20 protein-coding genes and 1 pseudogene are annotated in these 24,870 nt (G+C 75.6%); 7 read left to right on the top strand and 14 right to left on the bottom strand.

Annotated features, from left to right (window positions below; all coding sequences use genetic code 11):
* Positions 1–33: 33 nt before the first annotated feature.
* The 4 genes from RM780_RS04500 to RM780_RS04485 all read right to left on the bottom strand — a co-directional run bounded on the left by RM780_RS04500 (position 34) and on the right by RM780_RS04485 (position 6,424).
* Complete coding sequence (locus RM780_RS04500) at positions 34–1,608, bottom strand: ABC transporter substrate-binding protein (RefSeq protein ID WP_311629141.1); 1,575 nt, start codon at positions 1,606–1,608, stop codon at positions 34–36.
* An 85-nt stretch (positions 1,609–1,693) separates the two neighbouring features.
* The gene (locus tag RM780_RS04495) at positions 1,694–3,862 is read right to left on the bottom strand and encodes a hypothetical protein (protein ID WP_311629140.1); all 2,169 of its coding nucleotides are present in this window, start codon (positions 3,860–3,862) and stop codon (positions 1,694–1,696) included.
* Between the two features lie 159 nt (positions 3,863–4,021).
* On the bottom strand, positions 4,022–5,152 hold the full coding sequence (locus RM780_RS04490) for a glycosyltransferase (protein ID WP_311629139.1): 1,131 nt from the start codon (positions 5,150–5,152) through the stop codon (positions 4,022–4,024).
* Positions 5,153–5,206: 54 nt separating this feature from the next.
* The gene (locus tag RM780_RS04485; protein WP_311629138.1) at positions 5,207–6,424 is read right to left on the bottom strand and encodes an alpha/beta hydrolase fold domain-containing protein; all 1,218 of its coding nucleotides are present in this window, start codon (positions 6,422–6,424) and stop codon (positions 5,207–5,209) included.
* A 129-nt stretch (positions 6,425–6,553) separates the two neighbouring features.
* Between RM780_RS04485 and RM780_RS04480 the strand changes: the two genes are divergently transcribed.
* Positions 6,554–7,093 carry a dihydrofolate reductase family protein gene (locus tag RM780_RS04480; RefSeq protein WP_311629137.1) on the top strand — a complete coding sequence of 180 codons (540 nt, stop codon included), beginning with the start codon at positions 6,554–6,556 and terminating at the stop codon, positions 7,091–7,093.
* An 86-nt stretch (positions 7,094–7,179) separates the two neighbouring features.
* Here RM780_RS04480 and RM780_RS04475 read toward each other — a convergent pair whose 3' ends face one another.
* The 3 genes from RM780_RS04475 to RM780_RS04465 form a co-directional block, all read right to left on the bottom strand.
* On the bottom strand, positions 7,180–7,605 hold the full coding sequence (locus RM780_RS04475) for a nuclear transport factor 2 family protein (protein WP_311629136.1): 426 nt from the start codon (positions 7,603–7,605) through the stop codon (positions 7,180–7,182).
* 183 nt (positions 7,606–7,788) lie between these two features.
* On the bottom strand, positions 7,789–8,004 hold the full coding sequence (locus RM780_RS04470; RefSeq protein ID WP_311629135.1) for a DUF397 domain-containing protein: 216 nt from the start codon (positions 8,002–8,004) through the stop codon (positions 7,789–7,791).
* Positions 8,001–8,822: a helix-turn-helix domain-containing protein gene (locus RM780_RS04465; protein WP_311629134.1), complete on the bottom strand. Its 822-nt coding sequence runs from the start codon at positions 8,820–8,822 to the stop codon at positions 8,001–8,003. The genes RM780_RS04470 and RM780_RS04465 overlap by 4 nt, the downstream gene beginning before the upstream one ends.
* A 160-nt stretch (positions 8,823–8,982) precedes the next feature.
* Here RM780_RS04465 and RM780_RS04460 point away from each other — a divergent pair, with 160 nt between their 5' ends.
* The 3 genes from RM780_RS04460 to RM780_RS04450 are packed head-to-tail and all read left to right on the top strand — an operon-like array spanning position 8,983 to position 10,258.
* On the top strand, positions 8,983–9,132 hold the full coding sequence (locus RM780_RS04460) for a hypothetical protein (protein WP_311629133.1): 150 nt from the start codon (positions 8,983–8,985) through the stop codon (positions 9,130–9,132).
* Entirely contained in the window at positions 9,129–9,368 is a 240-nt protein-coding gene (locus RM780_RS04455; protein ID WP_311629132.1) for a hypothetical protein, read from the top strand. Before RM780_RS04460 ends, RM780_RS04455 begins: the two co-directional genes overlap by 4 nt.
* 35 nt (positions 9,369–9,403) lie before the next feature.
* Complete coding sequence (locus RM780_RS04450; RefSeq protein WP_311629131.1) at positions 9,404–10,258, top strand: SCO6745 family protein; 855 nt, start codon at positions 9,404–9,406, stop codon at positions 10,256–10,258.
* A 49-nt stretch (positions 10,259–10,307) separates the two neighbouring features.
* Here the strand turns inward: RM780_RS04450 and RM780_RS04445 are convergent, their stop codons facing one another.
* Both RM780_RS04445 and RM780_RS04440 read right to left on the bottom strand, forming a co-directional pair.
* On the bottom strand, positions 10,308–11,225 hold the full coding sequence (locus tag RM780_RS04445; protein ID WP_311629130.1) for a helix-turn-helix domain-containing protein: 918 nt from the start codon (positions 11,223–11,225) through the stop codon (positions 10,308–10,310).
* Between the two features lie 242 nt (positions 11,226–11,467).
* The gene (locus tag RM780_RS04440; protein ID WP_311629129.1) at positions 11,468–12,373 is read right to left on the bottom strand and encodes an MOSC domain-containing protein; all 906 of its coding nucleotides are present in this window, start codon (positions 12,371–12,373) and stop codon (positions 11,468–11,470) included.
* Positions 12,374–12,537: 164 nt separating this feature from the next.
* Between RM780_RS04440 and RM780_RS04435 the strand changes: the two genes are divergently transcribed.
* Complete coding sequence (locus tag RM780_RS04435) at positions 12,538–14,049, top strand: hypothetical protein (RefSeq protein ID WP_394812884.1); 1,512 nt, start codon at positions 12,538–12,540, stop codon at positions 14,047–14,049.
* Between the two features lie 11 nt (positions 14,050–14,060).
* Here RM780_RS04435 and RM780_RS04430 read toward each other — a convergent pair whose 3' ends face one another.
* The 4 genes and pseudogenes from RM780_RS04430 to RM780_RS04415 form a co-directional block, all read right to left on the bottom strand.
* Positions 14,061–17,513, bottom strand: coding sequence for a tetratricopeptide repeat protein (locus RM780_RS04430; RefSeq protein WP_311629128.1), 3,453 nt, complete (start codon positions 17,511–17,513; stop codon positions 14,061–14,063).
* A gap of 200 nt (positions 17,514–17,713) precedes the next feature.
* Positions 17,714–18,958, bottom strand: coding sequence for an MATE family efflux transporter (locus RM780_RS04425; protein WP_311629127.1), 1,245 nt, complete (start codon positions 18,956–18,958; stop codon positions 17,714–17,716).
* Complete coding sequence (locus tag RM780_RS04420) at positions 18,955–20,730, bottom strand: GumC domain-containing protein (protein WP_311629126.1); 1,776 nt, start codon at positions 20,728–20,730, stop codon at positions 18,955–18,957. Before RM780_RS04420 ends, RM780_RS04425 begins: the two co-directional genes overlap by 4 nt.
* Before the next feature lie 383 nt (positions 20,731–21,113).
* A pseudogene (locus tag RM780_RS04415) lies at positions 21,114–22,355 on the bottom strand (glycosyltransferase); the annotation flags it as partial.
* 178 nt (positions 22,356–22,533) lie between these two features.
* Here RM780_RS04415 and RM780_RS04410 point away from each other — a divergent pair.
* The gene (locus RM780_RS04410; protein WP_311629125.1) at positions 22,534–23,025 is read left to right on the top strand and encodes an adenylyltransferase/cytidyltransferase family protein; all 492 of its coding nucleotides are present in this window, start codon (positions 22,534–22,536) and stop codon (positions 23,023–23,025) included.
* On the opposite strand, the gene RM780_RS04405 is transcribed toward RM780_RS04410, so the two are convergent.
* Positions 22,920–23,678 (bottom strand): CDP-alcohol phosphatidyltransferase family protein, encoded by a 759-nt coding sequence (locus RM780_RS04405; protein ID WP_311629187.1) that lies wholly within the window; start codon positions 23,676–23,678, stop codon positions 22,920–22,922. The genes RM780_RS04410 and RM780_RS04405 overlap by 106 nt on opposite strands.
* Before the next feature lie 195 nt (positions 23,679–23,873).
* Here RM780_RS04405 and RM780_RS04400 point away from each other — a divergent pair, with 195 nt between their 5' ends.
* Entirely contained in the window at positions 23,874–24,860 is a 987-nt protein-coding gene (locus RM780_RS04400; RefSeq protein ID WP_311629124.1) for a hypothetical protein, read from the top strand.
* Positions 24,861–24,870: the final 10 nt, after the last annotated feature.

Genomic DNA, 24,870 nt, shown 5'->3' with positions numbered 1-24,870 from the left:
CGGGGTGAACGGCCGGGGGCTGGCGCCCGGTGATCAGCGGTCCGGGGTGATGTAGGGGGGAGGCGGCTCGGGGCCGGGCGGCGCCTCGATCAGCGCGACCGGCTTCCCGGCCGGGGCTCCCTCCCCGCCGCTCGTGTAGCTGAGCGTGCCGCTCGCGCCGCGCACCGCGTTGTCCAGATGCAGCAGGAAGAAGGCGTCCCGCACCCAGGCGCCCGTCAGCTCCGCGTCGGGGTCCTGGACGTGCGCGAGGCGGAGGGCGCGGACGGCCACGGCGAGCGCGTCGTGGTTCGCGGCGGCGTAGCCGTCCGCCAGTCCCTCCTCCGGCGTCTCGGCGCCCGCGCCTGCGGCGTCCCCGTCAGAGGCGACGTACTCGCCGAACCGCGCGCGGAAGGCCGCGAATCCCTCCGGGGCGGTCCCGGTGCCCTCCTCCCGCAGCCAGGCCGGGTCCATGGCGGACGCCTGGACGACGGTGATGCGGCCGGCCGTCAGGTCGGGCCACCGGTGCTCGGCGATCACCGGGCCGGTCTCCACGAACAGCACGCTGATGGGGTCCTCCCGGCAGGACCGGTTGCCCAGGGCCTCCAGGAAGGTGTCCAGGTCGTGGGTCCGGCCCGCGAAGAGGACCATGTCCGCGCCCATGGCGCAGGTGTTCTGCACGGCCGCGTCGACCAGTGCGGGCCGCGGCGACTCCTCGGTCGTGGTGCCCTCGAAGGGCTGCTCCGGATTGCTGCCGATCTGCTCCGCCATGACCGTGCGGAACGCCTCGGTCAGGGAGTGCACGTGCAGGTCGGGGGCCTGCGTATCGTGCACCAGCACCGCCTCCCGCAGCTCCTCCCGGCCGGCGACGTAGGTGCGCAGGGCGTTGACGAAGTCGGTGTTGGTGGCGGTGACGCGGACGAGCCCGGGCACCTCGCCGGAGTTGAGCTGGTCCCCGCTCGCCGAGGAAGCCACGACCGGGATGCCGTGGCCGGACAGCTCCAGCGCCGCGGCCCGGCTGGCCTCCGTGCTGATGGACAGGCCCACGACCGCGACGAGCGGCTGCGGGCCGTCGGCCAGCTCCACCAGCCCGTCCACGGCGGCCTGCCATCGCTCGTGGCGGGCGCCCGCGTTGGCCAGGTAGAGCTGGATCAGCGGCGCCGGGTCGCCCAGTTCGCGGGTGTGATTGGCGCGCATCTGCGCGGTGTACGCCCCCTCCAGCGCGTGCAGCACCCGCTCGGGGGACTGCGGCCCCTCGCCGTCGGGGGTGAGGGTGGCCAGCAGCCCGACCTTCACGGAGCGGTCGGGGCCGGCGGCGACCCGCTCGTTCTCGGTCAGGATCCGCTCCTGTACCTGCCGGAAGCGTTCCCCCAGGGCCTCGCCTCCGGCCGTGGGCAGGAAGGGGTGCGAGCCGTCCGTGACGCCGAGGCACTGGCCGCCCTCCCGGGTCTGGCCGCCAGGGCAGCCGCCCTCCGCGAGGAGGGCTCGCACGCCGAGCACGCCGAGACCGGCGGCCAGGGCGGCGGCGAGCAGGACCGCCACCGCCTTGCGGACCCGGCGCCCCGGGGGTTCGAACGGGTTCCGCCCCGGGCGGCTCCCCGGCGTGCGGCCCGTGCGGGACGTGGGGGTCATCTGCCTTCCGCTCCTCTCGTTTCCGGTCCCGGCCGGGGACCGGGAGCCGGGCCCGGACCGTGCCGCCCTCGCACTCCCCGGCGCTTCAGGCCCACCACGCGGCCTGTTCCCGGTACTCGGTCACCGCCTCCTGGAGCAGCACCAGGCCGTCGCGGGGCTGGGCCGCGGCGAGCACGCCCAGGGCGGTGGCGATCTGGTCGTACAGCAGGCGCCGGCGCAGCCCGGTCAGCGGGTCGCGCACGATGCGCAGGGCGGCGACCACGTGAACGACCCGGGTGACCGTGTCGTCCGCGCCCTCGCCCACCGCGTCGCGCACCAGGCGCTCGAACAGCTCGTAGGGCGGCGAGGGCGCCGCCGCCTCCGCCCCGAGGGGAACGCCGGCCGCGGCGCGCAGCAGCGCCAGCCACTCGCGGCCCGGGGTCCGGGGCAGCAGGGCGGCCAGCCGCTCGGCCACGCCGGCGAGTTCGCCGAGGGCCAGGGCGTGGTGCAGCTCCCCGGCGAGGTCCCCGTTGGCCCGGCACTGGTCGCGCAGCCGGCCGTGCACCGCCTCCCAGCCCGGCCCGCCGCCGGGGCCGCCGCCCGGCCCCTCGCCGGGTCCATCGTCGGGCCCGCCGCCCCGCCCGTCGCCCGGCGCCGCGGCCAGGCGGCGCAGCAGCAGCCGGCGCAGCACCGCCGTCCCGGCGTCCCCCGAGGCCCGCCAGGGCGCTGCCTGCCGCACGCGCTGCCCCCACGGCGCGGCCACCAGGTCCGGCTGATGGCTCAGCCACAGGCCGTCCGCCTCCGTGCGGGCCGCGGCGCAGCGGGCGAAGGCCGCGACGCCGGACTCCTCCACGGGCAGCAGCCGGGCCAGCAGCCACTCCTCGGCGGACCGCGCCCGGGCGCCGCCCTCCCCCGCGTGGGGGTCCCCCCGGCCGGGGCCCGCCGCCCGGGGCCCGTCGGCGGCGGGCCCCGCTCCCCAGGGGCCGCCCGCGCCGGCGGCGCCACGGCCGTGGCCCTGCGGCGCGGGGCAGGTCAGCAGCGCCGCCACCGACTCGGGCGCGCCGGAGGATCCGCCGCGCCCGGCCCGGCGCGCGGCCACCTCGGCCAGCAGCCCGGCCGCCTGAGGGTGCCCCGCGGTGAACTCGTGGACGAGCCGGGTCAGCCGCCGGTCCACCCGTTCGCCGCCGGCCGCGTCGTCGAGCAGCCGCTGGATGTCGGGCCTGGTCAGGTCGGGCAGCCGGTAGCGCAGCCACACGGGAGCCCCCGCCCGGCCGGTCCCGCCGGCCCGACCCGCGGCCCTCCCGGCGGCGTCCGGCGCGGCCGTTTCCGCGTCCGGCGCGGCCGTTTCCGCCTCCGCCACCCGCCCGTCGGCCATCTCCGGCAGCGGCTCGCGGCCCGTGGCCACCACGGTCAGCGGCTCCGCCCGGTCCCCCTCCCCCAGCGCCGGCCGGGACTCGATCAGCCACCGCAGGAAATCACGGCCCGCGGGGGCGTCGGCGTTGTCCAGCAGCAACAGGGGCGTCTGGCGCGCCCGCACCCGCCGCGGGCTGTCCCGCAGGTCGGCCAGGAACGCCTCGCACAGCAGACCGGCCATCCGCTCCCCGGCCTCCCGGCCCGCGGGTCCCGACGGGTCCTCGCGGGCCGTGTGCGCCCAGCGGTTCAGCTCGATCAGGGTGTCGAGCGGCTTATGGGGCAGTCCCTTGTCGCGGTGACCGAACCAGCGCTGGGCGCGCCCGGGGAAGGTGAAGCCGACCAGGGCGACCAGCGCGTTGACGGGCAGCCGCACCAGCGCGATGACGAAGGGGACCTGCACCTGGACCTCGGGCGGCTGCTCGGTCAGCTCGCCCAGGAAGCGCTGCGGCCACATCCCGTTGCGCCGCTGCTTCAGCGCCTCGGACAGCCGCAGGCGGGCCTCGTCGAACCGGTACGGCCGCAGGTCCTCCTCCAGCGCGAGCAGGGCGATCAGCAGCCGGGGAAAGCGCAGCCGCCCGTATCCGGGCCGGTACCGGGTGAGCTGCCCGGCCAGCACGGACAGGAGGTGCGGCAGTTCCTCGTGCCTGCCGTCGGCGAAGTCGGCGCGCCCGGAGGGCAGATACTGGCTGACCCAGTCCTCCAGCAGGTCGAGCAGCAGCGTCTTGCCGTAGCCGCGCCCGCCCTGCACGTAGACGACGGGGCGGCGTTCGCCCCCCGGCAGCGGGTACCCGGGCTGGGCCAGCGCGTGCACGCGCCGGATCACCGTCTGGCGTTCGAAGACCGGCGGTCTGTCCCCCGTCATGTGGGCTCCCCTTCCCCGCCGCCCTCTTCACACGCCCCTCGGCCGCTTCCTGACGCCCCCTCACCCTAGGCACGGCGCAACGGCCTTGCGGCCCCTGATGCCGCCTTCGTGACCGAATGGTGAAAAAGCCGATGGCGCGCCCCGGACCGCCGGGGCCCCTCAGCGGCGCACGCGGCGGTAGACGTCCAGGAGGGTGTCGATCACGCCGTCGATGGTGAACTCCTCGCGGACCAGGGCGAAGGCGGCCCGGGACGCCTCCTCGTTGGCCGCCGGGTCGAGCAGGTCGAGGACGGCCTCCGCGACGGCCTCGGATCCGGGGTCGATGACCCGCCCGGCCCCCGCGCGGGCAACGTCCGGCGCCAGGCCGGTCGTTGAGGTGACCACCACGGGCGTTCCCACGGACATCGCCTCCAGCACGGAGACGGAGAAGGCGTCCTGCACGGAGGGCAGTACGAAGACGTCCGCCCGCCGCAGCTCGGCCATCACCCGCTCCCGGCCGTCCAGCGCCCCGGGGTGCTCCAGGGAGTCGCGCACGCCCAGCTCCTCGGCCCGCGCGAGCGTCCCGGCCAGCGCGCCCGTGTCGGGCCCGGCGAGCACGAAACGGGCGTCCGGGTGCTTGGCCAGCACGGCGGGCATCGCGCCCACGAAGTCCTCCGGCCGCTTCCCGGCCTGCACCCGGGCCAGGTAGAGAACCCGCGGCGGGCCCTGCGTCCGGCGCCGCTCCGCCTGCGCGGCGACCCCGTTGACCAGCCGGAACTGCGGGGCGATGGGTCGCGGGGCGACCACCTCGGCCGTCTCCCGGCGCTCCCGCTCGGTGAGGTACAGCACGGCGTCGGCCCGCCGCAGCACCCGCCGCACGCCCAGCCGGTCCACGACCTGCGCCACGCGCTTCTCCGTCGGATCCACCATGCCGTGCGTCTGGAGCACCAGCGGCTTCCCGGCCTGGAGCGCGATCAGGGCCAGCGGCAGCGTGATCAGGTCCCGCATCAGGTGCACGTGAACGACATCGGCGGAGCGCACGTAACCCCAGGCGCGGGCCATCAGCTCCGGCGAGGTGATCCCGCTGACCTCGAAGCGGGGCAGCACGTGCCGGGCCTGGAACAGCCGCACGGGAACGCCCTCCACCTCGCGCGGCAGCGCCTCCCCGCCCGGGAACCCGTCCCCCAGCGCGGCCAGCACGGCCCGCTCGCCGCGGGCCCGCAGCCCCCGGCACAACGACAGCGCGACCCGCGTCGGCCCCCCGAACTCGTGCGTCGGCGTGTGCAGCGTCACCACATGCAGCACCTTCACAACGACTCCCCCTCACGTTCGCCCCACGGCCACACACCACCCGATCGGCGGATCTTACCGCGCCGACCAGGCCCCGGGGGCGGGAGAGCGGAGGAAGGCGGCGGCATTCGCCAGGGCGTCCGCGGCCTCGGGGAGGAAGGACCAGAACATGTGGAAGACGTGCTCCTCGACGGGGTAGAGGTCGAGGACCGCCTCGACGCCCCGCTCCCGCGCGCGCTCGACGAACAGCCGCGCCTCGTGGACCAGGGCGTCCGCGTCGGCGGCCTGCACCAGCACCGGCGGGTACCCGGCCAGGTCCGCCGAGAGCGGGTCGAGCAGCGGGTCGCCGGCCGGGTGCCCGGCGAGGTAGTCCCGCGCGGCGGCCCGGACCACCGTGAGCATCGCCTGGGGCGCGGAGTTGGCCAGGTGCCGGCAGCTCAGATCCAGCCACGGGCACAGCAGCACGGCCCGACCGGGCAGGGGCAGGCCCTCCCGCTTCAGCGCGGCCAGCAGGCACAGCACCAGCCCGCCACCCGAGGAGTCGCCCGCCACGGCCAACGAGTCCGCGCCGGGGGCGCGTTCCAGCATCCAACGGTAGGCGCGCACGGCGTCCTCCACGGCGGCCGGGTAGGGATTCTCGGGCGCCAGGCGGTACTCGGGCAGCAGCGCGGCCGTCCCGGCGGCGGCGCACAGGGCCCCGGCCAGGGAGCGGTAGCCGTAGGCGGAGCCCATGGTGTAGCCGCCGCCGTGCAGGTAGAGGAGCGTGGCGGGGCGTTCGGGGCCGGAGTTGAGGACGAAGGAGGGGACCCCGTTCGCGTTCACGGGCCGGATGTCGGTCTCGGCGGGCACGGGGAACTCCGCGAGCAGCACCTCGTTGGCCTCGCGCAGCTCCGGCAGGCAGGCGGTCGTGGCGATCGCGGTCAACGGCCGCATCAGGCGCTCGATCCGGCCCGCGGCCTCCCCGCCGGCCGCGCGCGTGACGGCCACAGCGTCGTCCACCTCCAGCAGGATGCGGCGGGTGCGTTCCAGCAACGCCTCCCCGGCCGCCGTCAGCCCGACCCGGTGCGTGGTCCGGCGCAGCAGCTCGCAGCCGACCAGCCGTTCCAGCGCCCGGATCTGCCGGCTCAGCGCGGGCTGCGAGAGGTACAGGCGCGCGGCGGCGCGGCTGAAGCTCAGCTCCTCCGCGACGGCGGCGAACGCCCGCAGGTGCCGCAGCTCGATGGCCTCCGGGGCCTGCGGCAGCGGCAGGACGGCGCCCTCCGCCCTGCCCGCGCCGTCTTCTCGACCCCGCATGTCCGTCCCTCCCCCACCCTCACGGTCATGCGTTGCGCGCACATCCGTCATGCGCGTTCGGCCTTTCCCCGCGAGCGGCCCGCCGTGCCACGCTCGGCGCACCCGATTCGGAACCGAGAGGATAACGCGATGGGCTACCTGGTCAGTTCGACCTACCTCACCCTGGACGGCGTCATCGGAGACCCCCAGGACTGGCCCTCCACGGGCGAGGACGGCGGGGCCGCCCTGAAGCTCCAGACCGACCTGCTGCTGGAGTCCGACGCCCTGCTGATGGGCCGGCGCACCTACGAGGTGTTCTCCGCCTCCTGGCCGGAGAGATCCGGCGACCCCTACAGCGACCGCATCAACGCGATGCCCAAGTACGTCGCCTCCACCACGCTCGCCGAGGCCGGCTGGCACGCCACGACCGTCCTGGCCGACCGGGTCGCGGACCACGTCGCCTCCCTCAAGGAGGAGAAGGACCTGCGCCTGGTGCAGTACGGCTTCGGCTCCCTGTCCCGAGCCCTCCTGGACCGCGGCCTGATCGACGAACTGCGCCTGTGGCTCCACCCCTTCCTCGTCGGCACCGGCGACCTCCTCTTCGCGCCCGGCACCGCGGCCCGGCTCGCCCTGACCGACTCCACGATCCTGCCTTCCGGCATCGCGGTCCTCACGTACCGCCCCCTGTGACGCCCGGGCCGCCGCCCGCGTCCGCGGTCCCGGTCGGCGCCGTGTCCGTCCGGGACCGCCGCTCCCGTCCGGGGGGGCTGGAGCGACTACCGCGGGGCCGCGCCGAAGATCATGCGGTGCGCGCGGGCCGTGTCCATGTACTCGCGGACCCGGTGGATCAGCCCGTCCCGGAGTTCGAAGACGAAGCAGTAGTCGTTGGCGTACTGCCCGCCGTCGGCCAGCGTCGCCGTCATCGTCTCCTCGACCACCACCCGCTCGCCATCGGCATGAAACCCGCGAAAGGTGACCGTGACATCGCGCGCGAACAGGCGGCGGAAGTCCTCCGCGAGAAAGCGCACGATCGCCTCCCTGCCCACCATGTGACTCGGCGCCCCCAGCGCGACGGCCGTCGCGTTCCCCGCGGGCGCGAGCCACTCGGCGTCCTCGGCGAACACCGCGGCGATCCGCTCGGCATCGTGGCTGGCGAACGCCCTCCAGGCACTCTCGACAAGGGTGCGGCTCTGCTGCGACATGCCCGCGACCCTAGACACCGACAGGCCCGCGCACTGGCGGTTTCGCGACATGAACCCCGGCGGAAAAGACCTCCCGGATCAGAGCGCACGTACACCGACCCGGCTGGGTGCGCGGCCGGTCTGCCCGTATCCCTCCACCGGAATCGGGACGATGCCCTCCCGACCGTCCGCCCCCTCGGCGGTCTAGGACGCTGCCCCTGCTGCGGCGGTGATGAACGAACGCCAGGCCGGGGCCGGGATGAACAGGGCGGGGCCCGTGGGGAGTTTGGAGTCGCGGACCGGGACGGCGCCGGTGGCGCGGGCCACGTCGGGGGCGAACTCGACGCACTCGCCGCCCAGGCCATTGCTGTAGCTGGAGCGCACCCACACCGCGCCGGTGAGATCGGGATGAGCAGTCACTGCGGATACTCCTCCATGAGTTGGCGGATGAGGGCCAACGAGGCGGCGGGCGACAGCGCTGCCGCGCGCAGCCGGTCGAAGACCGTACGAGAGTAAGTTACCGCTTCCTCGGCGTCGGAGACCTGGCCGCCCATGGGCGTATCCGAGTACACGACGCCGGAACGCCCGGCGAATGAGAGGAGGGTGAAGCTCTCCGCCGAAGGCGGCGCCCCCGCGTCGAAGGTGAGGACCTGGATGACCACGTGCGGGGACTTGGCCTCTTTCAGCAGGTGGCCCAACTGCTCCCGCATGTGGTGGTCTTCGCCCACCCTGGTGCGCAGCGCCCCCTCGTGCAGCACGACCCACAGCAGCGGCGGCTTCTCCCGCTTCATGACCTCCCGTCGCTGTAGCCGCGCCTCCGCTCGCTCGTTGACGAACTCGTCCGCCTCTCGCGGGAAGGCGGCGCGAATGACCGCGCGGGCATAAGGACCCGTCTGCAGGATGCCCGCGACCAGGTTGGCGCTGTAGTTGAGGATGCTGCTCGCCTCGCGCTCCAGGCGGGCGTAAGGCTGGAACCACGTCGGGTGGCCGCGTTTGACGATGCGTTCGCGGAGGCGGGCGAAGAGGCCGTTCGTGCCGAAGGACGTGTCGCAGGCGGCGACGAACTTTTCGCTGGGCAGGACCGTGCCCGACTCCACCTTGCTGACGTAGCTCTCCGAGTAGCCCGCCGCGCGGGCCAGGTGCCTTTGCGTCAGCTTGCGGTTTTCCCGGGCCTCCCTGATCTCCACGCCCAGGTGCGTGAGGTCGTTCATGTGCTCCGCCGGGGTCTCTTCGCTCATGGCCCTGACCTCCTGTGTTCGAGAAACGTGCGGGCGAACGGGGCTGAACAGCTCCCGTTCACGCGGGCGTTGGCCGCCCCTTCCGTGCTCAGCTAGTGATGCCCCGGGCACGCAGCGTACGCACACCGGACAGTCGGATTTCCTGCTCAGGAGGGATGCCGTGGCCACAGAGGAGACGCCTCCGGAGGAACGGATGGAGCGGATGGAAGAGGAGGAGGAGAGCGCTCTCCTGGGTGAGTTGCGCGAGCGAGTGCGCGAGGCCAACGCGCGGACCGCGGAGAACGGCCGGCTCAAAGGGGGGCCGCGGTGACCGGCGGGGTGCACGTGCCGGTGACGGTGGACGCGACCACGGTCCTCGTGGGGGACGAGATCGCGATCGGCGGGCGGATGTACACCGTCCGCAACCTGCTGGCCCTGCCTCGCGGCGGGAGGCGCCTTGAATTCGACGGCGGGGAGACGTTCACGATGCAGCCGGCGACCGTGCTGTACGCCACACGGCTGGTCAACCCCCGGCGTTCCGCCGGATGGAGGGGAGGCGCATGCTGAGGGGTGGGAGGCCGTGTCTGACAGGAGGAAGCAGCATGGCGGAGAACGGGAGTCCCGCGCGGCGGTTGTGGCAGGTGTACGAGCCGCTGCACGCGGTGGCGTACTTCGCGCCCGAGACGGCCGAGGCGATGCGGGGGGCCGGGCTCAAGGGCTTCTGGATGGGGTACTTCGGCAGCCGGCTGGCGCCGATGGGCGCGGTGGACGCAGCGGCGGCCGGGGCGGTGTGTTTCCCCTTCGCGCCGCGGCGGGTGCAGCGGGCGCTGCCGGACGCCTGGCGTCTCGCGCCGCCGGAGACGGTCCTCAACGCCTACCTGGGCGCGGTCGAGCGCGTGCTGGAACGCGCCCTGCCGCCCGGCGCGCAGGTGGCGCGGCTGGCCGGGCTGCTCGAAAGGGCCGTGGAGGGCTGTTCGTTCGAGGGCCGGCCGCTGGCCGCCGCCTGGGCCGCGGTGGAACGTCCGGCCTCGGCCGTTCTGCGGCTGTGGCTGGCCGCGACGATCCTGCGCGAGCACCGGGGCGACGGGCACACGATGGCCCTGGCGCACGCGGGCCTGACCGGGCTTGAGGCGAGCGTGACGCACGTGGCCACCGGGGCCGTTCCCCGGGAGCCGCTCCAGTCGGCGCGGGGCTGGACCGAGGAGGAGTGGGAGGAGGCCGAGCGGGGCCTGGCCGCGCGCGGGCTGCTGGACGCCGAGGGCCGGCCGACGGCTGCGGGCGAGGCGGTCCGGAGGACCGTGGAGGAGGACACCGACCGGCTGGCCGCCGGCCCGGTGACCGCCTTGGGCGAGGCGGGGCTTGAGGAGGCCGTCGCGCTGGCGACGCCGCTGGCCCGCCACCTGCTGGACACCGGCGCGGTCCCCGCGGCCAACCCGATCGGCCTCCCCAGGCCCTGACCGGAGACAGCCCGAGGCCCCTCCCCGCGTGCGGGGAGGGGCCACCCGGCTACGAGGCCGCCGGGGCGCGGAGGGCCGCGATCAGCCACTCGAAGGCCGGGACGCCGGAGGGGCGGGGCGGCCAGCCGTTGAGAATGCCCAGGAGCTGCCAGTACCGTTCCACGCGGCGGTCGGTGAAGGTGGCCAAACGGTCGGCCAGCTCCGCGCGTTCCGCCGCGCCCAGCCCCGGGCCGGTGATCCGCTCCAGGATCTCCCGGCCCTCGGGCGAGTCCGGGGCGATCTCCTCGCGCGCGGCCCGCCCGGCGTGCTCCATGACCACGGCCGGGTCCGGGCCCTGCGGCTGTTCGGCCGTCCCCTGGGCCCCGGCCACGGCCATCGCGCGGACCCGTGCCCGGAACTCCTCGTCGCCGACCAGCTCGGCCAGCTCCACCCACGCCTCCACCTGCTCGGCCGTCGGGTCCTCCGGCAGCCGCGCCGGCATGCTGCGCATGGCATGGGCGATCTGGGCGCCCGGCTCCTCCGCCTCCACGCCCTCGAAGGTCTCGCGGACGAAGTCGTCGATGATCCGCTGCCGCTCGTCGGCGGACATCCGGGCCAGTTCGTGCATCAGTCTCATCTCCTCGGTGGTACCGCCATGCCGGGCGACCCGGTCCAGCACCGCGCGCCGGACCCGCAGGGTGCGGATCTCCGCGTCCAGCGCCCGCACGTGCGCGCGGGCCACGTCACGCACCGTCGCCTGCCGGTCCAGCACCCGCCGCACCGCCTCCAGGTCCAGACCCAGCTCGCGCAGGGTCCGCACCAGGTCGAGCCGGGCGGCGGCAGCGGCGTCGTAGAGCCGGAAGCCGCCCGCCGTGCGGTCGGTCGGCTCCACGAGCCCGCTGTCGGACCAGAAGCGGATGGTGCGCACGGGCAGCCCGGTGCGCCGGGCGAGTTCGCCGATGGTCAGCACCTCGGTGGGGTCGCTCACGGGCTCCACTCTCATCCCTCCACCGACTGGAGAATCAAGTCGCATTGCCGGCGGGGCCGGCGGGGGACCTGCGAGCCGGGGCGACTGCCCGGCCCGCGGCCACGAGCCTCCGGCCCCACCGGCGGCTGGTCAACGGCCTGGGCGACGGGCCCGGGTAGGCTCCAGGGTCAGGTCCCTGGCTGGGATTCCCGGTATCAGCCTGGGGTAACGGCCCTGGTCGGCGGCTCGGTGCATGTCTCGGGTCAACGTCCCGGGAGGGGTGCGCCGTCCTCCGTCCACGCGATCGCCCGCGCCGCGTCCCCCACCGCCAACCTCCCCGGCCGCAGCACGGCGAACTTCACGCCGAAGGACACCCCGCCCTCCGGCTCGCGCCGGTACGCGGCCAGCGTGCGCAGCGGTTCGAGGCCGGAGCGGGCCCCGGTGACCTGGTCGGTGCGGGTCACGGCGCAGCGGATCGCGGGCTTGGCGTACCCGAGCAGGGCCGTCCCGGCGGCCAGGCGCCGGACCCGGTCCTCGGCGTGCGCGGCGGGCAGGCCCGCGCCGTCCGGCCAGCCGTCCACCACGATGTTCGGCCGGAACCGGTCCATCGGCACCGGCCGTTCCCCGCCCTCCTCGATCCGGGCGTTGAGGGCGTCCAGCGAGGCGGCGGAGACCAGGTGAACGGCCGCGCTGTCGGCGTACCCCGACGTTCCCGCCGTCTCGCCGTCCGTCACGCGATCGTGCTCGGGCGGGACCCGCACCAGGCGGCTGGGCGCGCCCAGCACCTCGCTCAGCCAGGCGGCGGCCTCCGCGCCCTGGTCGATGCCGGGGTAGGGCGTTCCGAAGAGGGTGACCGGGCGGCGCGGGGCGTCCGGGCCCGCGGAGACCGCGACGGCGACCTCGCCGAATCCGTCCGCGCGCAGCGTGAGCACGGCCCCGTCCCCGTCGACGGAGGGGCGGACGCGGGCCAGGCGCGGATCGCGGCGCTGGCTGCGGAAGGCGCCGTCCTCTGCGGTGACCATGAACGTCCGGTCGTGGGCGAGGCCGGCGGGGGTGACGGCGGCGGTGCGCAGGGGCGTTCCCGCACAGCCCTTGACCGGGTAGGTGTACAGCTCCGTGATGGTGGCCGCGGCGGCGGTGCCGCCCTCGTGCGGCGTGCTCCCCGTCATGCGGCCATCCTGCCGCACCCGCGGCCCCGGCGACGACGGCGCCTGCCCGGCGACGGCGGGGCGCTCGCGCGCCTAGACTGGCGCGGACCGGGGCGGACCGGGAGCGAAGCGCGTCTGGGGCGCGAAGGGGCGCAAGGGCGCGAAAGGGGGCGGGCGCGGTGGCGGTGGACCAGCAGGCGCGGCCGGCGGAGGACAGCGGGCCGAGAAGGCAGCCGCGCGCCCCCCGGCCGGTGCCCGGGGTCTCGCGGGGCGGGCGCGCGGTCCTCTCCCGGCCGCTGTCGCTGCCGCTGATCACCGGGCTGGTGATCGTGCTGCCGCTGGCCGTGGCCGCGCAGCCCGGCGAGGGCCTGCGGGACCCCACGTTCTGGCTGCAGCTCGTCGTCGCCTGCTACGCGGGCGTGCGGCTGTCGGCGATGGTGCTCTCGGGGCGCCGGCGGCTGGTGCAGGGCGCGTTCTGGCTGTTCAGCTACCTGGCGATGGGCATCGCGCCGCTGGCGCAGAGCGTCCTGGGCCGGGACCCGACCCCGGTCCTCGGTCCGCGCGGGGACACCCAGCTTGCCACCATCCTGGTCCTGGTCGGCATGGTGGCCTTCGACGTCGGCGCGCTGCTGGCCCGGCACCGGCCCTCGCTGCGCTCCCGGCGGCGCCCCCCGGCGCGCGTGCACCGGCAGCGGCTGTGGGTGCTGGTGGGCATCGCCTACGCGGCCAGCGGCCTGCTGATCCTGCAACTGGGCGGTCCCGCGGTCTTCTTCGCCAGCCGGCAGGAGATCAGCAGCAGCCTGGAGGAGGCCACGGGCGGGCAGGCGGCCGAGGCCGCGGGCGAGGCGGGCAACGCCCTGCTGCGGGGCTTCGGCACGGTGCCCGCCATGCTGGCCCTGCTGATCCTCACCCGCTGGATCGTGACCTCCCCGGCGGCGCGGCGGCGGCCCGGGGTGCTGCTGCCCTGGGGCGGCCTGCTGCTGATCAACGCGATCGTCAACAATCCGGTCTCGAACCCGCGGTACTGGTTCCTGACCGTTCTCTTCGCGCTGCTGTTCACCGTGTTCCCGCGCAGCCCGGTGATGTACCGGGCCGCGCTGGCCATGGGCGTGATCATCGCCCTGGTGATCTTCCCCTTCTCGGACCGCTTCCGGTACGACGAGAACGGCACGCAGCCGGTGGAGACCAACTCGACGCTGGAGACGCTGGTCGTCAAGGACTACGACCAGGTCAACATGTTCGCGAACACCATCACCTACGCGGCGGACGGCAACGGCCACACGTACGGGCAGCAGGTGGCGGGCGCCGCGCTGTTCTTCGTGCCGCGCACGGTGTGGGAGAGCAAGCCGCAGGACACGGGCTTCCTGGTGGGCGGCTGGATGGGCACCTCCAGCGCGAACCTCTCCTCGCCGCTGTGGGCGGAGCTGTGGCTGGACTTCGGCCCGCTGGGCATGGCGGGCGGCTTCGTCGCCGTCGGCTACCTGGCCGCCCGCGCGGACCGCCGCTACGTCCAGCGCACGGTGGACGACCCCTCCCCCGGCAACATCATCGCCGTCGTCGTCCCGGTCCTGGCCGGCTACAGCTTCATCCTGCTGCGCGGCTCTTTGCTCCAGGCCTCGGGCCGCATCGGCATCGCGGTGCTGTGCCTGCTGCTGGTGACGACCTTCCGCTCGGCGTCGCGCACCCACCTGGACTGACCCGGAGGGCGTCAGGGCCCGTCGCTTCCCGCGCCGCCCCGGGCGTTGAGCGCCTCCCGGAGCCGGTCGCCGACGTCGCGCACCAGGTCCGCGGCGGCGGGCTGCAACGTCCGCAGGATCCGCAGGTCGTCCAGCACGTGGCGCAGGTGCCACGGGACGGGGTCCCGGTCCAAGAGCGCCGCCACCCGCGCCTGCGCCCGCTCCGGGTCGGGCAGGGCGCAGGCGAGCAGCACGAGGTCGGCCGTCGCGTCGAGGGCCTCGGGGCCCTCCCCGGCGGCCTTCGCGGTCAGCAACTCCTCGGCGCGGCACCAGTGTTCGCGTTCCTCGGGCTCGCCCGCGAGGCGGCGGACGAGGGCGAGGGTCAGCCAGTTGCCGCCGTCCTCGGGGTCGAGCCGGAGAGCGTGGCCAACGTCCGCAAGGGCGTCTCCGTAGCGGCCGACGAGGCAGCGGGCCAGCCCGCGAACGGCGACGACCCACTCCCGGTCCGCGTCGAGTCCGAGGGCGCGGTCGAAGTCGGCCAGCGCCTCCTCAAACCGGCCCAGGGCCTGATAGGTCTGCCCCCGGCTGGCGATGGCCCAGACGTAGTCGGGGTCGAGCGCGACGGCGCGGTCGAAGTCGGCCAGGGCATCCTCGTAGCGGTCGCTGAGCCGGTGCGTCTCCCCCCGCTGGGCGAGGACCCAGCTGCGGTCCGCGTCGAGTCCGAGGGCGCGGTCGAAGTCGGCCAGCGCCTCCTCAAGCCGGCCCAGGGCCTGGTAGGTCTGCCCCCGGCTGGCGATGGTCCACACGTGCTCGGGGTCGAGCTCGATGGCACGGTCGAAGTCGGCCACCGCCTCCTCGAAACGGCCGACGAGCCGATGCGTCTCCCCCCGCTGGGCCAGGATCCAGCTCCTGCCCGGATCGAGTCCGAGGGCGCGGTCGAAGTCGGCCACCGCCTCGTCGTAGCGGCCCGCGAGCCGGTGGATGATCCCCCGGTCGACGAGAGCCCAGGCCATTCCGGGCCGGAGGGCGAGGGCGCGGTCGATGTCCGCCAGCGCCTCCTCAGGCCGGCCGAGGGCCCGGTAGGTCTGCCCGCGGCTGGCGATGGCCCAGGCGTAGTCGGGCTGGAGCTCGACGGCGCGGTCGAAGTCGGCCAGCGCCTCGTCGAGGCGGTCGGCGAGCCGGTGCGTCTCGCCCCGCTGGGCCAGGGCCCTGGCGTGGTCGGGTTCGAGCTGGAGGGCACGGTTCAGGTCCGACAGCGCCTCCGGCAGCCGGCCGGCCAGGAGGTGCGTCTCCCCCCGCTGAGCCAGGGCCCAGGCGTACTCGTCGTCCAGCTCGACGGCGCGGTCGAAGTCGGCCAGCGCCTCGTCGTAGTGACCCAGGACTCGATGGGTCTCCCCCCGGCTGGCCAGGGCCCAGGCGTAGTCGGGCACCAGCTCGACGGCGCGGTTGAGGTCCGCCAGGGCCTCCTCCGGACGACCGGCCATGCGGTGCGCCTCCCCCCGCTGGGCGAAGGCCCAGGCGTAGTCGTCCTCCAGCTCGATGACGCGGCTGAAGTCGGCCGCGGCCTCGTCGTGGCGGCCCCGGGCCGAGAGGACCTCGCCGCGGCTGGACAGGGCCCAGCTGTCGTCCGCGTCCAGCGCGATGGCGCGGTCCAGGTCGGCCAGCGCCTCCTCGGGGCGCCGGGCGGCCCAGTGGGTCACGCCGCGCCCGGCGAAGGCGCGGGCCAGGGTGGGGTGGAGGGCGAGCGCGCGGTCGTAGTCGGCCATGGCGCGGTCGGTCGCGCCGGATTCGCGGTGCTCCCTGCCGCGGATGGCGAGGACGAGGGCCTGGTCCTCGGCCGGGAGCCGGGGCGCGGCCAGCAGGCAGGTGAGGGCGGCGATGACGCCGCTACGGCCGTCGCCCTCCTCGGCGCCGGGGGCGGCGGCCCCTTCCAGCCGCCGCGCCCAGTCGGCGATGGCGTCGTCGTCGGTGTCCTCGGCCGCCTGCCGCAGAACCTGCGCCCAGCGGCGGAGGTTGGCGGGCCCCTGGTCGCAGGCGTCGACGGTCTCCCGCAGGGCCGCGGTGAGCGCCTGGCGGGGGTCCGCGCACAACCGGTGGTAGGTCTCGCTGCGGCGGGCCTCGCGCCAGGCCGGGTCCTCCCAGCGGGTCTCGTCGTCGGTGAGGGTGGTCTCCAGCGCGCGGCGGCGCTCGGCGTACGCGCCGGCCAGGCGCGCGTGGTACTCGCGCCAGCTCGCCGCGGAGCGGGTGCGCTGGTGGCGCAGCATCAGGGCGCGGACGGTGTCGTGGTAGCGGACGCGGCCGTCCTCGGCGGGCTGGACGAAGGGCAACGACCGCAGCCAGGCCCAGCCTTCGGGACCGGCCGGTTCGGGGGCGAGGAGGCGGTGCAGGTCCTCGTCAAGGGCCAGGGGCAGCGCGCACAGGAGGGCGGCGGCGCGCAGGGACGGGTCGGGGACCCACTTCAGGAAACGGTCGACGGCGGTCTCGGAGGGGTCGGGGACCTCGCCGGGTCCGGCGGGGCGGGCCTGGGCGAGCATGTCGACCAGGACGGGCAGGCGGCCCGAGAGGCGCAGCACGGCCTCGACGGTGGTCTCGTCGGTGAGGCCGCGGGCGGCCAGCAGGCCGCGGGTTTCCTCCTCGCTGAAGATCTCCAGGGGTATGCCGGTGACCTGGCCCTGCCAGTCGGCCCAGTGGCGGGGGGCCAGCCGCCCCTGCCCGGCCAGGACGACCACGACGTTGGCCTCCAGGTCCCCGTGCGCGCCGCCGAAGATCACCTCGGGCAGCCACGGTTCGAGGACCGGGGCGGTGCGCTCGTACACGTCGAAGAACAGCACCAGCAGCCGGCTGCGGCGCGCCGCCTCGGCCAGCCCTTCGAGGAACAGCGGCGTGAGGACCTTCAGCGGGGCGGTGACGAGCTGAACGTCCTCGGGGCGGCGCAGCCGCGCGGCGGCGGCGCGCAGCCGGTCGCCGCCCTGGGCGAGTTGCTGGGCGTCCAGGGCCCCGGCGAGGGCGCCGACGACGGGCACTGCGCTGAGGGCGGCCAGGCCGGCCTGGGCGGCGAGCGTGCTGCCCGGGGAGGCGGGCGGGCCCTCGGCGGCCGGTTCGCCCCCCAGGGCGAGCGCGGTCTCGGCCTCGTGGCGCCGCTGCCGGTACTCGGCAAGGCGCTTGTCGAAGTCCTTCAACACCAACTGCTGCCGGGCGAGCTGGACGCCGACGGCCTCCATCGCCTCCAGCGCGCTGTGCACGCCGTCCCCGACCATGACGGTCACGGCCCCGTGGTCGCGGGCCAGTTGCTCCCAGCGGCGGATGAGCGTGGTCTTGCCGACCCCGCCCTGGCCGTGGACGTGGAAGAGGAAGCGGAAGGCCGCGTCCTGCGGGTCGCGGCCCAGGTTGTCCGCGAAGGCGCTCAGCTCGGCCCGCCGCCCCACGAACCCCTCGGCCCGCTGCCGCTGCACCAGCTCCCGCCGCGTCAGCCGCCGTTCGGCCACCCCGCACACACCCCCGACCCGTCCCACCCCAGAATGCCCCAGCGCACCTGGACGACCACAGGCTATGACGCCGCGGTCCCCGCGGGGAGGGCGCCGTCGGCCCACGGCGGGATGCGGACCGCCGGACCCCGCTCCGGGCGTTCGCCCAACGGCCGCCCCCACTCCGGACGTTCAGCCGCCATGCGGCGGCCCGCCAGGGATCAGCCGCGTACCACCGTGCGCAGCTCCATCGCCGCGCGCAGCCAGACGGCCGTCGCCTTGGCGGCGGAGCCGGCGAACAGGCCCCAGGCGGCGCCGGTGATGCCGGCGAGGGCGTAGCCGGTGAGGAGGGCGCAGACGGACAGGGCGGAGAAGACGACCTGGATGGGGAGGGTGGATCGGGGGGTGAGGACGCGCAGCACCAGCAGGCCGCAGGTGCCCATGGCCATGGCGGCGTACTGGCTGCCGGTGGCCGGGAGCAGGTCCACGGCCAGCGCCCAGGTGTCGCCGAGGAGTTCGCGGCCCGCGGCGTCGGGGAGGACGGCGAGCGCGGCGGTCAGCGCGAGGGCGAGGGCGGCAAGGACGCCGCCCGCGGAGGCGGCGGCGCGGGCCTGGCGGTGGGGGGTGCCGTAGCGGGCCAGCAGGGGCGGGCCGAAGCCGGTGGCGGCGTTGAACAGGACGTTCATCGGCCCGAAGAGGGTCGTCGCGCCCCGCAGCGCGCCCACGGCCAGGGGGTTGGCGACGACGCCGAGGCCGACGATGGCGAGCTGGGAGGCGCCGTTGCCGACGCCGAACTCGACGGCGAAGCGGCGCCCGAGGTGGGCGGGCCCGAGCATCGTGCGGGCCCCGGCGAGGGCGGAGCCGCCGCAGCCGCGGGTGAGGCGGGCCAGCAGCGCGGCGCCCAGCAGCAGGGCCGGGAGCGCGGACAGGCCCCAGACCAGGACCATGCGGCCGGGCCCGGTGCCGTAGGGCTGGGCGGCCAGGACGGGCAGGGCGACGCCGCAGCGCAGCAGGTCGGCCGCCAGGGCCAGGTGGGGGCGGCGCAGCAGCGCGAAGGCGTAGCGCAGGGCGTCCTGGGTCAGCGCGATCGGCAGCACCAGGCCGAGGGCGGCCAGGCCGGCGGCGATGCCGCCGGGGAGCGCGCAGGTGGCGGCGGCCAGCAGCGCGCCGAGGGCGGCGGAGCCGCCGAGGGTGAACGCGGCGGAGGCGCGGGCGTGCCGGCCCAGCTCGCCGTCGGTACCGCGCCGCAGGGCGAGGGCCTGCCCGACGTAGGCGCTCGCGGCGCCGAGGAGCAGCGCGAAGACGGTGTAGACGACGGCGAAGGAGGCGAAGTCACCGGCGGTGGACTGCCGGGCGGCGACGACCACGACGGCTATGTTCGTGAAGGCCGCCACGGCCTGGTCGGCGACCGAGGCAGCGGCGGCGGCGCGCGGGGCCCGGGGGGAGGGGGCTGCGGGTCTGCTCACTGCCGGGTGGGGCCCTCCTCCAGCTCCGCGGGGTCGAGCACGCGCAGACCCAGCGTTTCCGAGCCGATGTCGCGGTAGTCGCGGGCCGCGCGGGTGTCGCGGGCCTCGCGGTCGGCGCGGTCGCGCTCGCGGGCCATGGCGCGGGGCGTGGCCTCGGTGATGCGGGGGCGGGGCGCCTCGCCGCCGGTGCCGGGGGCGGGGGTCTGCTCGCCGCCGCTGCCCCAGGAGTGGAGGACGGCGCCCAGCAGGATGCCGCCGGCGCCGACGACCAGCTCGCGGACCCGGGCCAGGTCGTCGCGGCGGACCTGGCTGGGGTCGCACACCACGAGCACGCCGTCGACGCGGTCGACCAGGGCGATGGCGTCGGCGTAGGAGAGGACGGCGGGGGCCAGGGCGACGACCACGGCGCCCTTGGTGTCGGCGTGGCCCAGGAGCTGGGTGGCGGCCGGGGAGGTGAGGGCGCGCGGGACGTTGCGGACGCGGCGGCCGGGCACGAGGTCGAAGATGCCGGACTCGCCCGCGTCGATGGGGACGCGGACCCCGGCGGGCCAGGTGCCCTCGGGGCGGCCGGGGACGGCGGCCCAGCCGGGGCGGACGCCGTCGGCGTGGTGGAGCTGGTCGCTGAGGGTGGGGGTGCGCAGGTCGGCCTCGACCAGCAGCGCGTCCATGCCCATCTCGGCGAAGGCCGCGGTGAGGTTGACCGAGGCGGCCAGCGGGGTCTCGATGCTGCCGCGGGGGGCGACGACCAGGAGGCGGCGGCGGCGCGCGAAGTCGTCGTCGTAGGCGAGGCGGAACGCGACCGAGCGGTACTCCTCCGCCAGCCGCCCCTCGGCGAGGAGCTGGTCGGGGTGGCCCCGGCCGGTGCGGGGCAGGACGCCGAGGACGGGGGCGCGCAGGGCGCGGGTGACGTCGCCCGCGGAGCGGACGGTGGGGTCGAAGACGAGCCGGATCCAGGCGGCCAGGAGCCCTATGCCGATGCCGACGACGTAGCCGAGGCCGAGCATCAGCGGCAGGCCGGGGCCCGAGGGGCTGCCGGGCGGGTTGGCCGCGGTGATGACGTCGCCGCCGGTGGTGTCGCGGGCCTGGAGGCCGGCGATCTGCGACTGGAGGGAGGAGATCTCGCCGGTGACGCTGGCGAGTTCGGCGACGGTGGTGTCGTAGTCGGTGGTGCCGGCGGGGGTGGCGTCGAGCTGGGCGTCCAGCTGCTCCCGGCGCTCCAGCAGCGGCTCGCGCTGGCCCTCCAGGGAGGCGACGTTGTGGGCGATGATCTCCTCGGCGTCGGTCTGGCGGTTGGCCAGGTAGGCGTCGGCGAAGGCGTTGGCGCGCTCGGCGGCCAGCTCGGGGTCGTCGGAGGAGTAGGAGAAACGCAGGATCTCGGTGTTCGGCGGGTTGGTGACGGTCAGGCCGCGCCGCAGCTCGCGGGCCTGGCCGGGGGAGCCGAGGTGGTTGGCGGCGGCCTCGGCGACGACGGTGCTCACGGCCGTGCGGCGCTCGGAGCCCATGACGACGCGGTCGGCGGCGGTGGCGGGCTCGAAGGGGTCGGCGCCCTGCATCCGGACGCGGACCTCGCTGGTGGCGATGTAGCTGCGGTTGGCGGTCAGCCCGAGCCAGGCGCCGCCGACCAGACCGACGAGAATCCCGCAGACGATCAGCAGCCGGTACCGCAGCAACTGCCGGAACTGGTCGCGCAGCAGGTCCGGCTCGTCATAGGGATGGCCACCGGCGACTTGCTGCCCAGCGGCTGCCTTGACCTCCTCGCGGGCTGCGCTCATGCGGTACGTCCTTCTCGTGGCGTGGAAGCGGACTCGGCGCCCGCGCGTTCGGGGCTGCCACCGGGGGCAACGTCCGGCCTGCCGCCGGGCACAGCCGCGGCCTCCGGCCTCCGGCCGGGTGCGGCCTCCGGCACGCCATCGGGGACGGCGTCCGACGCGGCGCCGGGCAGGGCTGCGGCCTCCGGCACGCGATCCGGCTCCGCCGGGTGGTCGGACACGGCGCCTGAGGAAAACTCCGGCCCCCGACCGGCCACAGGCTCCGCCCTGCCGTTAGGCGCGGGCTCCGGCTGGCCTGGCACAACGTCCGGGCTGCCGCCGGGCGCGGTCGGCGCCTCCGTCGCGCGGACCCGCGCGGGCGCGGGCTTCGGGCGGGGGCCGGGGGTCAAGGCCAGCGCCTCGTCGAGGAGGGCGGTGATGCGGGCCAGGCCCGCGCCGCGGGAGAGGTGGGTGCGGGCGTAGGCGGCGCCGCGGGCGCCGGCGGCGTTCGCGGAGGCGGGGTCGGCGGCCAGCGCGCGGGCGGCGGCGGCGAGCGCGGCCGGGTCCTCGGGCTCGACCACGGGCCCGGCCTCGGCGCGCAGCAGCTCCGCGGCCGTGCCTCCGGCCGCGGCGACCGAGGCGATGACGGGGCGCCCGGCGGCGAAGTAGGAGGTGAGCTTGGAGGGGACGCTCATGTCGAGGACGGCGGCCCGCTGGGTGACGACGAGGACGTCGGCGGCGGCCAGCACCTCGGGGAACTCCTCCTCGGCGACCGGCGGCAGCAGCTCCGCGTTGGGAACGTCCGCGGCCAGGGCGGCCAGGTGCGGGCGGCGGCTGCCGTCGCCCATGAGCACCACGCGCAGCTCCGGCGCGTGCCGGGCGGCCTCGATCAGCACCTCAAGGCCCTGCTTGAGCCCCATGTTGCCCGCGTGCAGGAGCACGGTCTGCCCGCTCTTCCAGCCCATCCGGGCGCGCGTGCGCTCCCGGGCCCCGGCCGCCGCGGCGGGGTCGCCGTTGTCCCAGGCACCGCGCACGTGCGACCAGTTGGGGACCAGGCGGATGCGGTCGGCGGGGACGCCGAGGGCGCGGACCCGCTCGCGGAAGGTGTCGTGGATGATGCCGACGAGGGTGGCGCCGCGCAGCATCCGGCGCTCCACGACGGCGGCGGCGCGGGCGGCGCGGTCCCCGCCGGCGATGCCGCTCTGCTCGGCGGCGGCGCCCATCAGGTCCTGGACGACGGGCAGGTAGGGGACGCCGGCGCGGCGGGCGAGGCGGGCGGCGAGGACGCCGCCGGCGAGGCTGGGCACCTGGGCGAGCACGGCGTGGGGGCGGGGCATCCGGGGCGGGGCGAGGAGGCCGTGGCCGAGGATGCTCGCCTCGTACAGCGCCCGTCTGAGCGCGGTCTGCCGGGGCGGAACGGTGTGGCGGCGGCGGTGGACGACGACCCCGGCGCGCTCGTCGCGGGCGCGCCACTTGCCGTCGTAGGCGGGGTCGACGCGCCAGGCCGGGTAGTGCGGCATGCCGGCGAGCACGTGGACCTCCGCGCGGCGCTCGGCGGCGAGGTGCTCGGCGATCTGCGTCGCATACGGCCCGATGCCGGCCTGCTCGGGCGCGTAGTTGGTGGAAACGAGCAGAAGACGCTCACGCACCGGACACTCCTCCCCCTGCCTGCACCGCCCCTGGACAGCGGTAAGTATCCAGACTATCCGCAAGAATGCACGCCCTGTGGCGCTAAGGTCGGTACTCCGGCCCCGGTGAAGAGGGTGAAGGGCCGGTGGGGCCTGTGTAATCTCTGTGTTCCTTGCGAAAGATGGGGGGTTGGGTGATATGGCGCACATCGTGGGATATGCCCCGGGTGTCTACGATCTCTTCCATGTCGGGCATCTGAACATCCTGCGGCACGCCCGGAGCCGCTGCGACTACCTGGTCGCGGGCGTGGTCTCGGACGAGATGGCCGAGCTGGCCAAGGGCCGCCCCCCGGTGATCCCGCTCGTGGAGCGGCTGGAGATCGTCCGCAGCATCCGCTTCGTGGACGCGGCCTTCGTGGAGACGGTGCCGGAGAAGCTGGAGACCTGGAAGCAGGTCCGCTTCGACGTGATGTTCAAGGGCGACGACTGGCGGGGCACGCCCAAGGGCGACAAGCTGGAGCGCGACTTCGGCGGCATCGGCGTCGAGATCGTCTACCTGCCGTACACCGTGCACACCTCCAGCACTCAGCTGCGCGGCGCGCTGGACGCGCTCTCCGCGCCGGCGGGCGCCGCGAGCGCGGACAGCTCGCGGAACCACTTCGCGGAGAACGCCGCGCAGAAGAGCACGTAGACCGCGCAGAACGCCGCGTACCCCAGGCGGAACGCCCGCTCGCTGCCCAGCAGCAGGAACAGCGCGCACAGCACGCCGTAGTCCACGGGCAGCAGGGCGACGGCCCGCACCCGCGAGGGGGGCGCGGCGGGGGCGTTGCCGGTTCCGGGGGCCCGCTTCGGCTTGAGCTTGTCGGTGAGCAGCCCGCCGAAGAAGATCAGGACGGCCGCGAGCTGGAACGCCAGGGGCACCAGCAGCCAGCCCTGCGCCGGCAGCTCGAAGAAGCGGTGGAAGGAGATCAGCACCGCGCCGTGCAGCGCGGTGATCTTCGCGCAGTCCACGAAGTGGTCCAGCCACTCCCCCGCCGGGCTGGAGATCCCGCGCAGCCGCGCGAGCTGCCCGTCGGCCGAGTCCAGCGCGAAGCCCAGCACGAGCCCGGCCCACACGCCGAACGCCAGCGGCCAGGAGGGGCGTACCAGCGCGACGGCCGCGATGGCGGTGCCGCTGACGGCGGCGGAGAGCAGCGTCACCTGGTTCGGGCCGAGGCCCGCGCGGTAGGCGGCGGCGGCGAGGATCCGCCCCAGCGGGCGGTTGACCAGCCGCGAGTACAGCGAGACGCCCTTGGCCGTCTTCTGCGCCCCCCGCAGCCGCCGCAGCGCCGCCGTGTACGTCATCGTGCCGGCCGTCTCGGCCGCGCCAGGTCTCCCCGCCATGCCGGGCATCCTGCCATGCTCCCCGGTGCCCCCACCCCCTCGCGCACCCGGGCGCGGCACGGGACGCGGGATGGATACCATGCCTGCACCGATGCGAGCGGGAACGACGGCCGCGACCACGGCGGTTCGAGGGCAGGACGACGGAAGGGCTCCGGAATGCGGGTGCGAGGACGGCTGACGACGGCAGCGGCGGGGCTGACCGTGGCCCTGACGATGGTGGCGTCCCTGTCGGCCTGCATGACGGTCAACGGCGAGACCGCCGTCGTCGAGGCCCTGACCGAGGAGGAGGCGCAGGACGCCCTCGACCGGTACGTCGAGATCAGCAACGAGGCGCTGGCGGACTACGACCCCGAGCGCAACGCCGAGGCGGAGACCGGCCCCAAGGGCGCGATCCGCCAGGCCGCGCTCAGCTCGGCGCGGGCCCTGAGCCCGGCGGGCAACCCCGACTTCGCGCCCCTCCAGGTCCGCCAGGTGGAGTTCTACATACCGGAACAGGCGGGCTGGCCGAAGTACTTCCTCGCGGACGTGCGCACCAACCGGCTTCAGGACGCGCGCCAGCTCCTGGTCTTCACCCGCTCCTCCGTCGGCCAGGAGTGGCTGGTCTCGTACGTGGCGATCCTGCCGGAGCAGGGCGTTCCCGAGCCGGCGGTGGACGAGGGCGGCCACCTGGAGGACCTGCCCACCCCGGCCGAGGGCGGCGAGAGCGGCCTGGCCGTGGAGCCGGGCGAGCTGGCCCAGAGCTACGCGGAGTACCTCCGGACCGGCCAGGGGCCTTTCGCGGAGGGCACGTTCACCTCCGACGTGGTGGCCGAGCGCGAGGAAGCCAACAACTCGGCCGCCGCGCTCACCGAGTTCCAGGACCGGCCGGCGGAGGGTGCGGGCAACGAGGCGATCGCGGTGCGCACGGAGGACGGCGGCGCGCTGGTCCTGTTCGCCACCGCGCACGACCAGCGGACCACCGTGGCCGAGGGCGAGACGGTGCAGGTCCCCCGGGAGCTGGAGCCCCTGATGGAGGGCGAGGCCCGCACCGCCCTGACCCTGGAGCGCGTCGCCACCCAGGCCGCGGTCATCCCCCCGGGCGAGGACGCGGAGATCTCCATCCTGACCCGCGACATCGGCGTGGTCGCGGCCACCGGCGAATAACGTCCGGGGC

Source organism: Streptomyces boetiae (genome assembly GCF_031845405.1).
Lineage (GTDB): Bacteria > Actinomycetota > Actinomycetes > Streptomycetales > Streptomycetaceae > Streptomyces > Streptomyces boetiae.
Note: the sequence above shows the minus strand (reverse complement) of the source record. Positions and strands in the feature narration are given on the sequence as shown.

Excerpts from the sequence above, each read along its gene's own strand:
- RM780_RS04500 (WP_311629141.1), bottom strand. The coding sequence starts at position 1,608 with ATGACCCCCACGTCCCGCACGGGCCGCACGCCGGGGAGCCGCCCGGGG.
- RM780_RS04495 (WP_311629140.1), bottom strand. The coding sequence starts at position 3,862 with ATGACGGGGGACAGACCGCCGGTCTTCGAACGCCAGACGGTGATCCGG.
- RM780_RS04485 (WP_311629138.1), bottom strand. The coding sequence starts at position 6,424 with ATGCGGGGTCGAGAAGACGGCGCGGGCAGGGCGGAGGGCGCCGTCCTG.
- RM780_RS04480 (WP_311629137.1), top strand. The coding sequence starts at position 6,554 with ATGGGCTACCTGGTCAGTTCGACCTACCTCACCCTGGACGGCGTCATC.
- RM780_RS04475 (WP_311629136.1), bottom strand. The coding sequence starts at position 7,605 with ATGTCGCAGCAGAGCCGCACCCTTGTCGAGAGTGCCTGGAGGGCGTTC.
- RM780_RS04465 (WP_311629134.1), bottom strand. The coding sequence starts at position 8,822 with ATGAGCGAAGAGACCCCGGCGGAGCACATGAACGACCTCACGCACCTG.
- RM780_RS04450 (WP_311629131.1), top strand. The coding sequence starts at position 9,404 with ATGGCGGAGAACGGGAGTCCCGCGCGGCGGTTGTGGCAGGTGTACGAG.
- RM780_RS04440 (WP_311629129.1), bottom strand. The coding sequence starts at position 12,373 with ATGACGGGGAGCACGCCGCACGAGGGCGGCACCGCCGCCGCGGCCACC.
- RM780_RS04420 (WP_311629126.1), bottom strand. The coding sequence starts at position 20,730 with ATGAGCGCAGCCCGCGAGGAGGTCAAGGCAGCCGCTGGGCAGCAAGTC.
- RM780_RS04410 (WP_311629125.1), top strand. The coding sequence starts at position 22,534 with ATGGCGCACATCGTGGGATATGCCCCGGGTGTCTACGATCTCTTCCAT.
- RM780_RS04405 (WP_311629187.1), bottom strand. The coding sequence starts at position 23,678 with ATGACGTACACGGCGGCGCTGCGGCGGCTGCGGGGGGCGCAGAAGACG.
- RM780_RS04400 (WP_311629124.1), top strand. The coding sequence starts at position 23,874 with ATGCGGGTGCGAGGACGGCTGACGACGGCAGCGGCGGGGCTGACCGTG.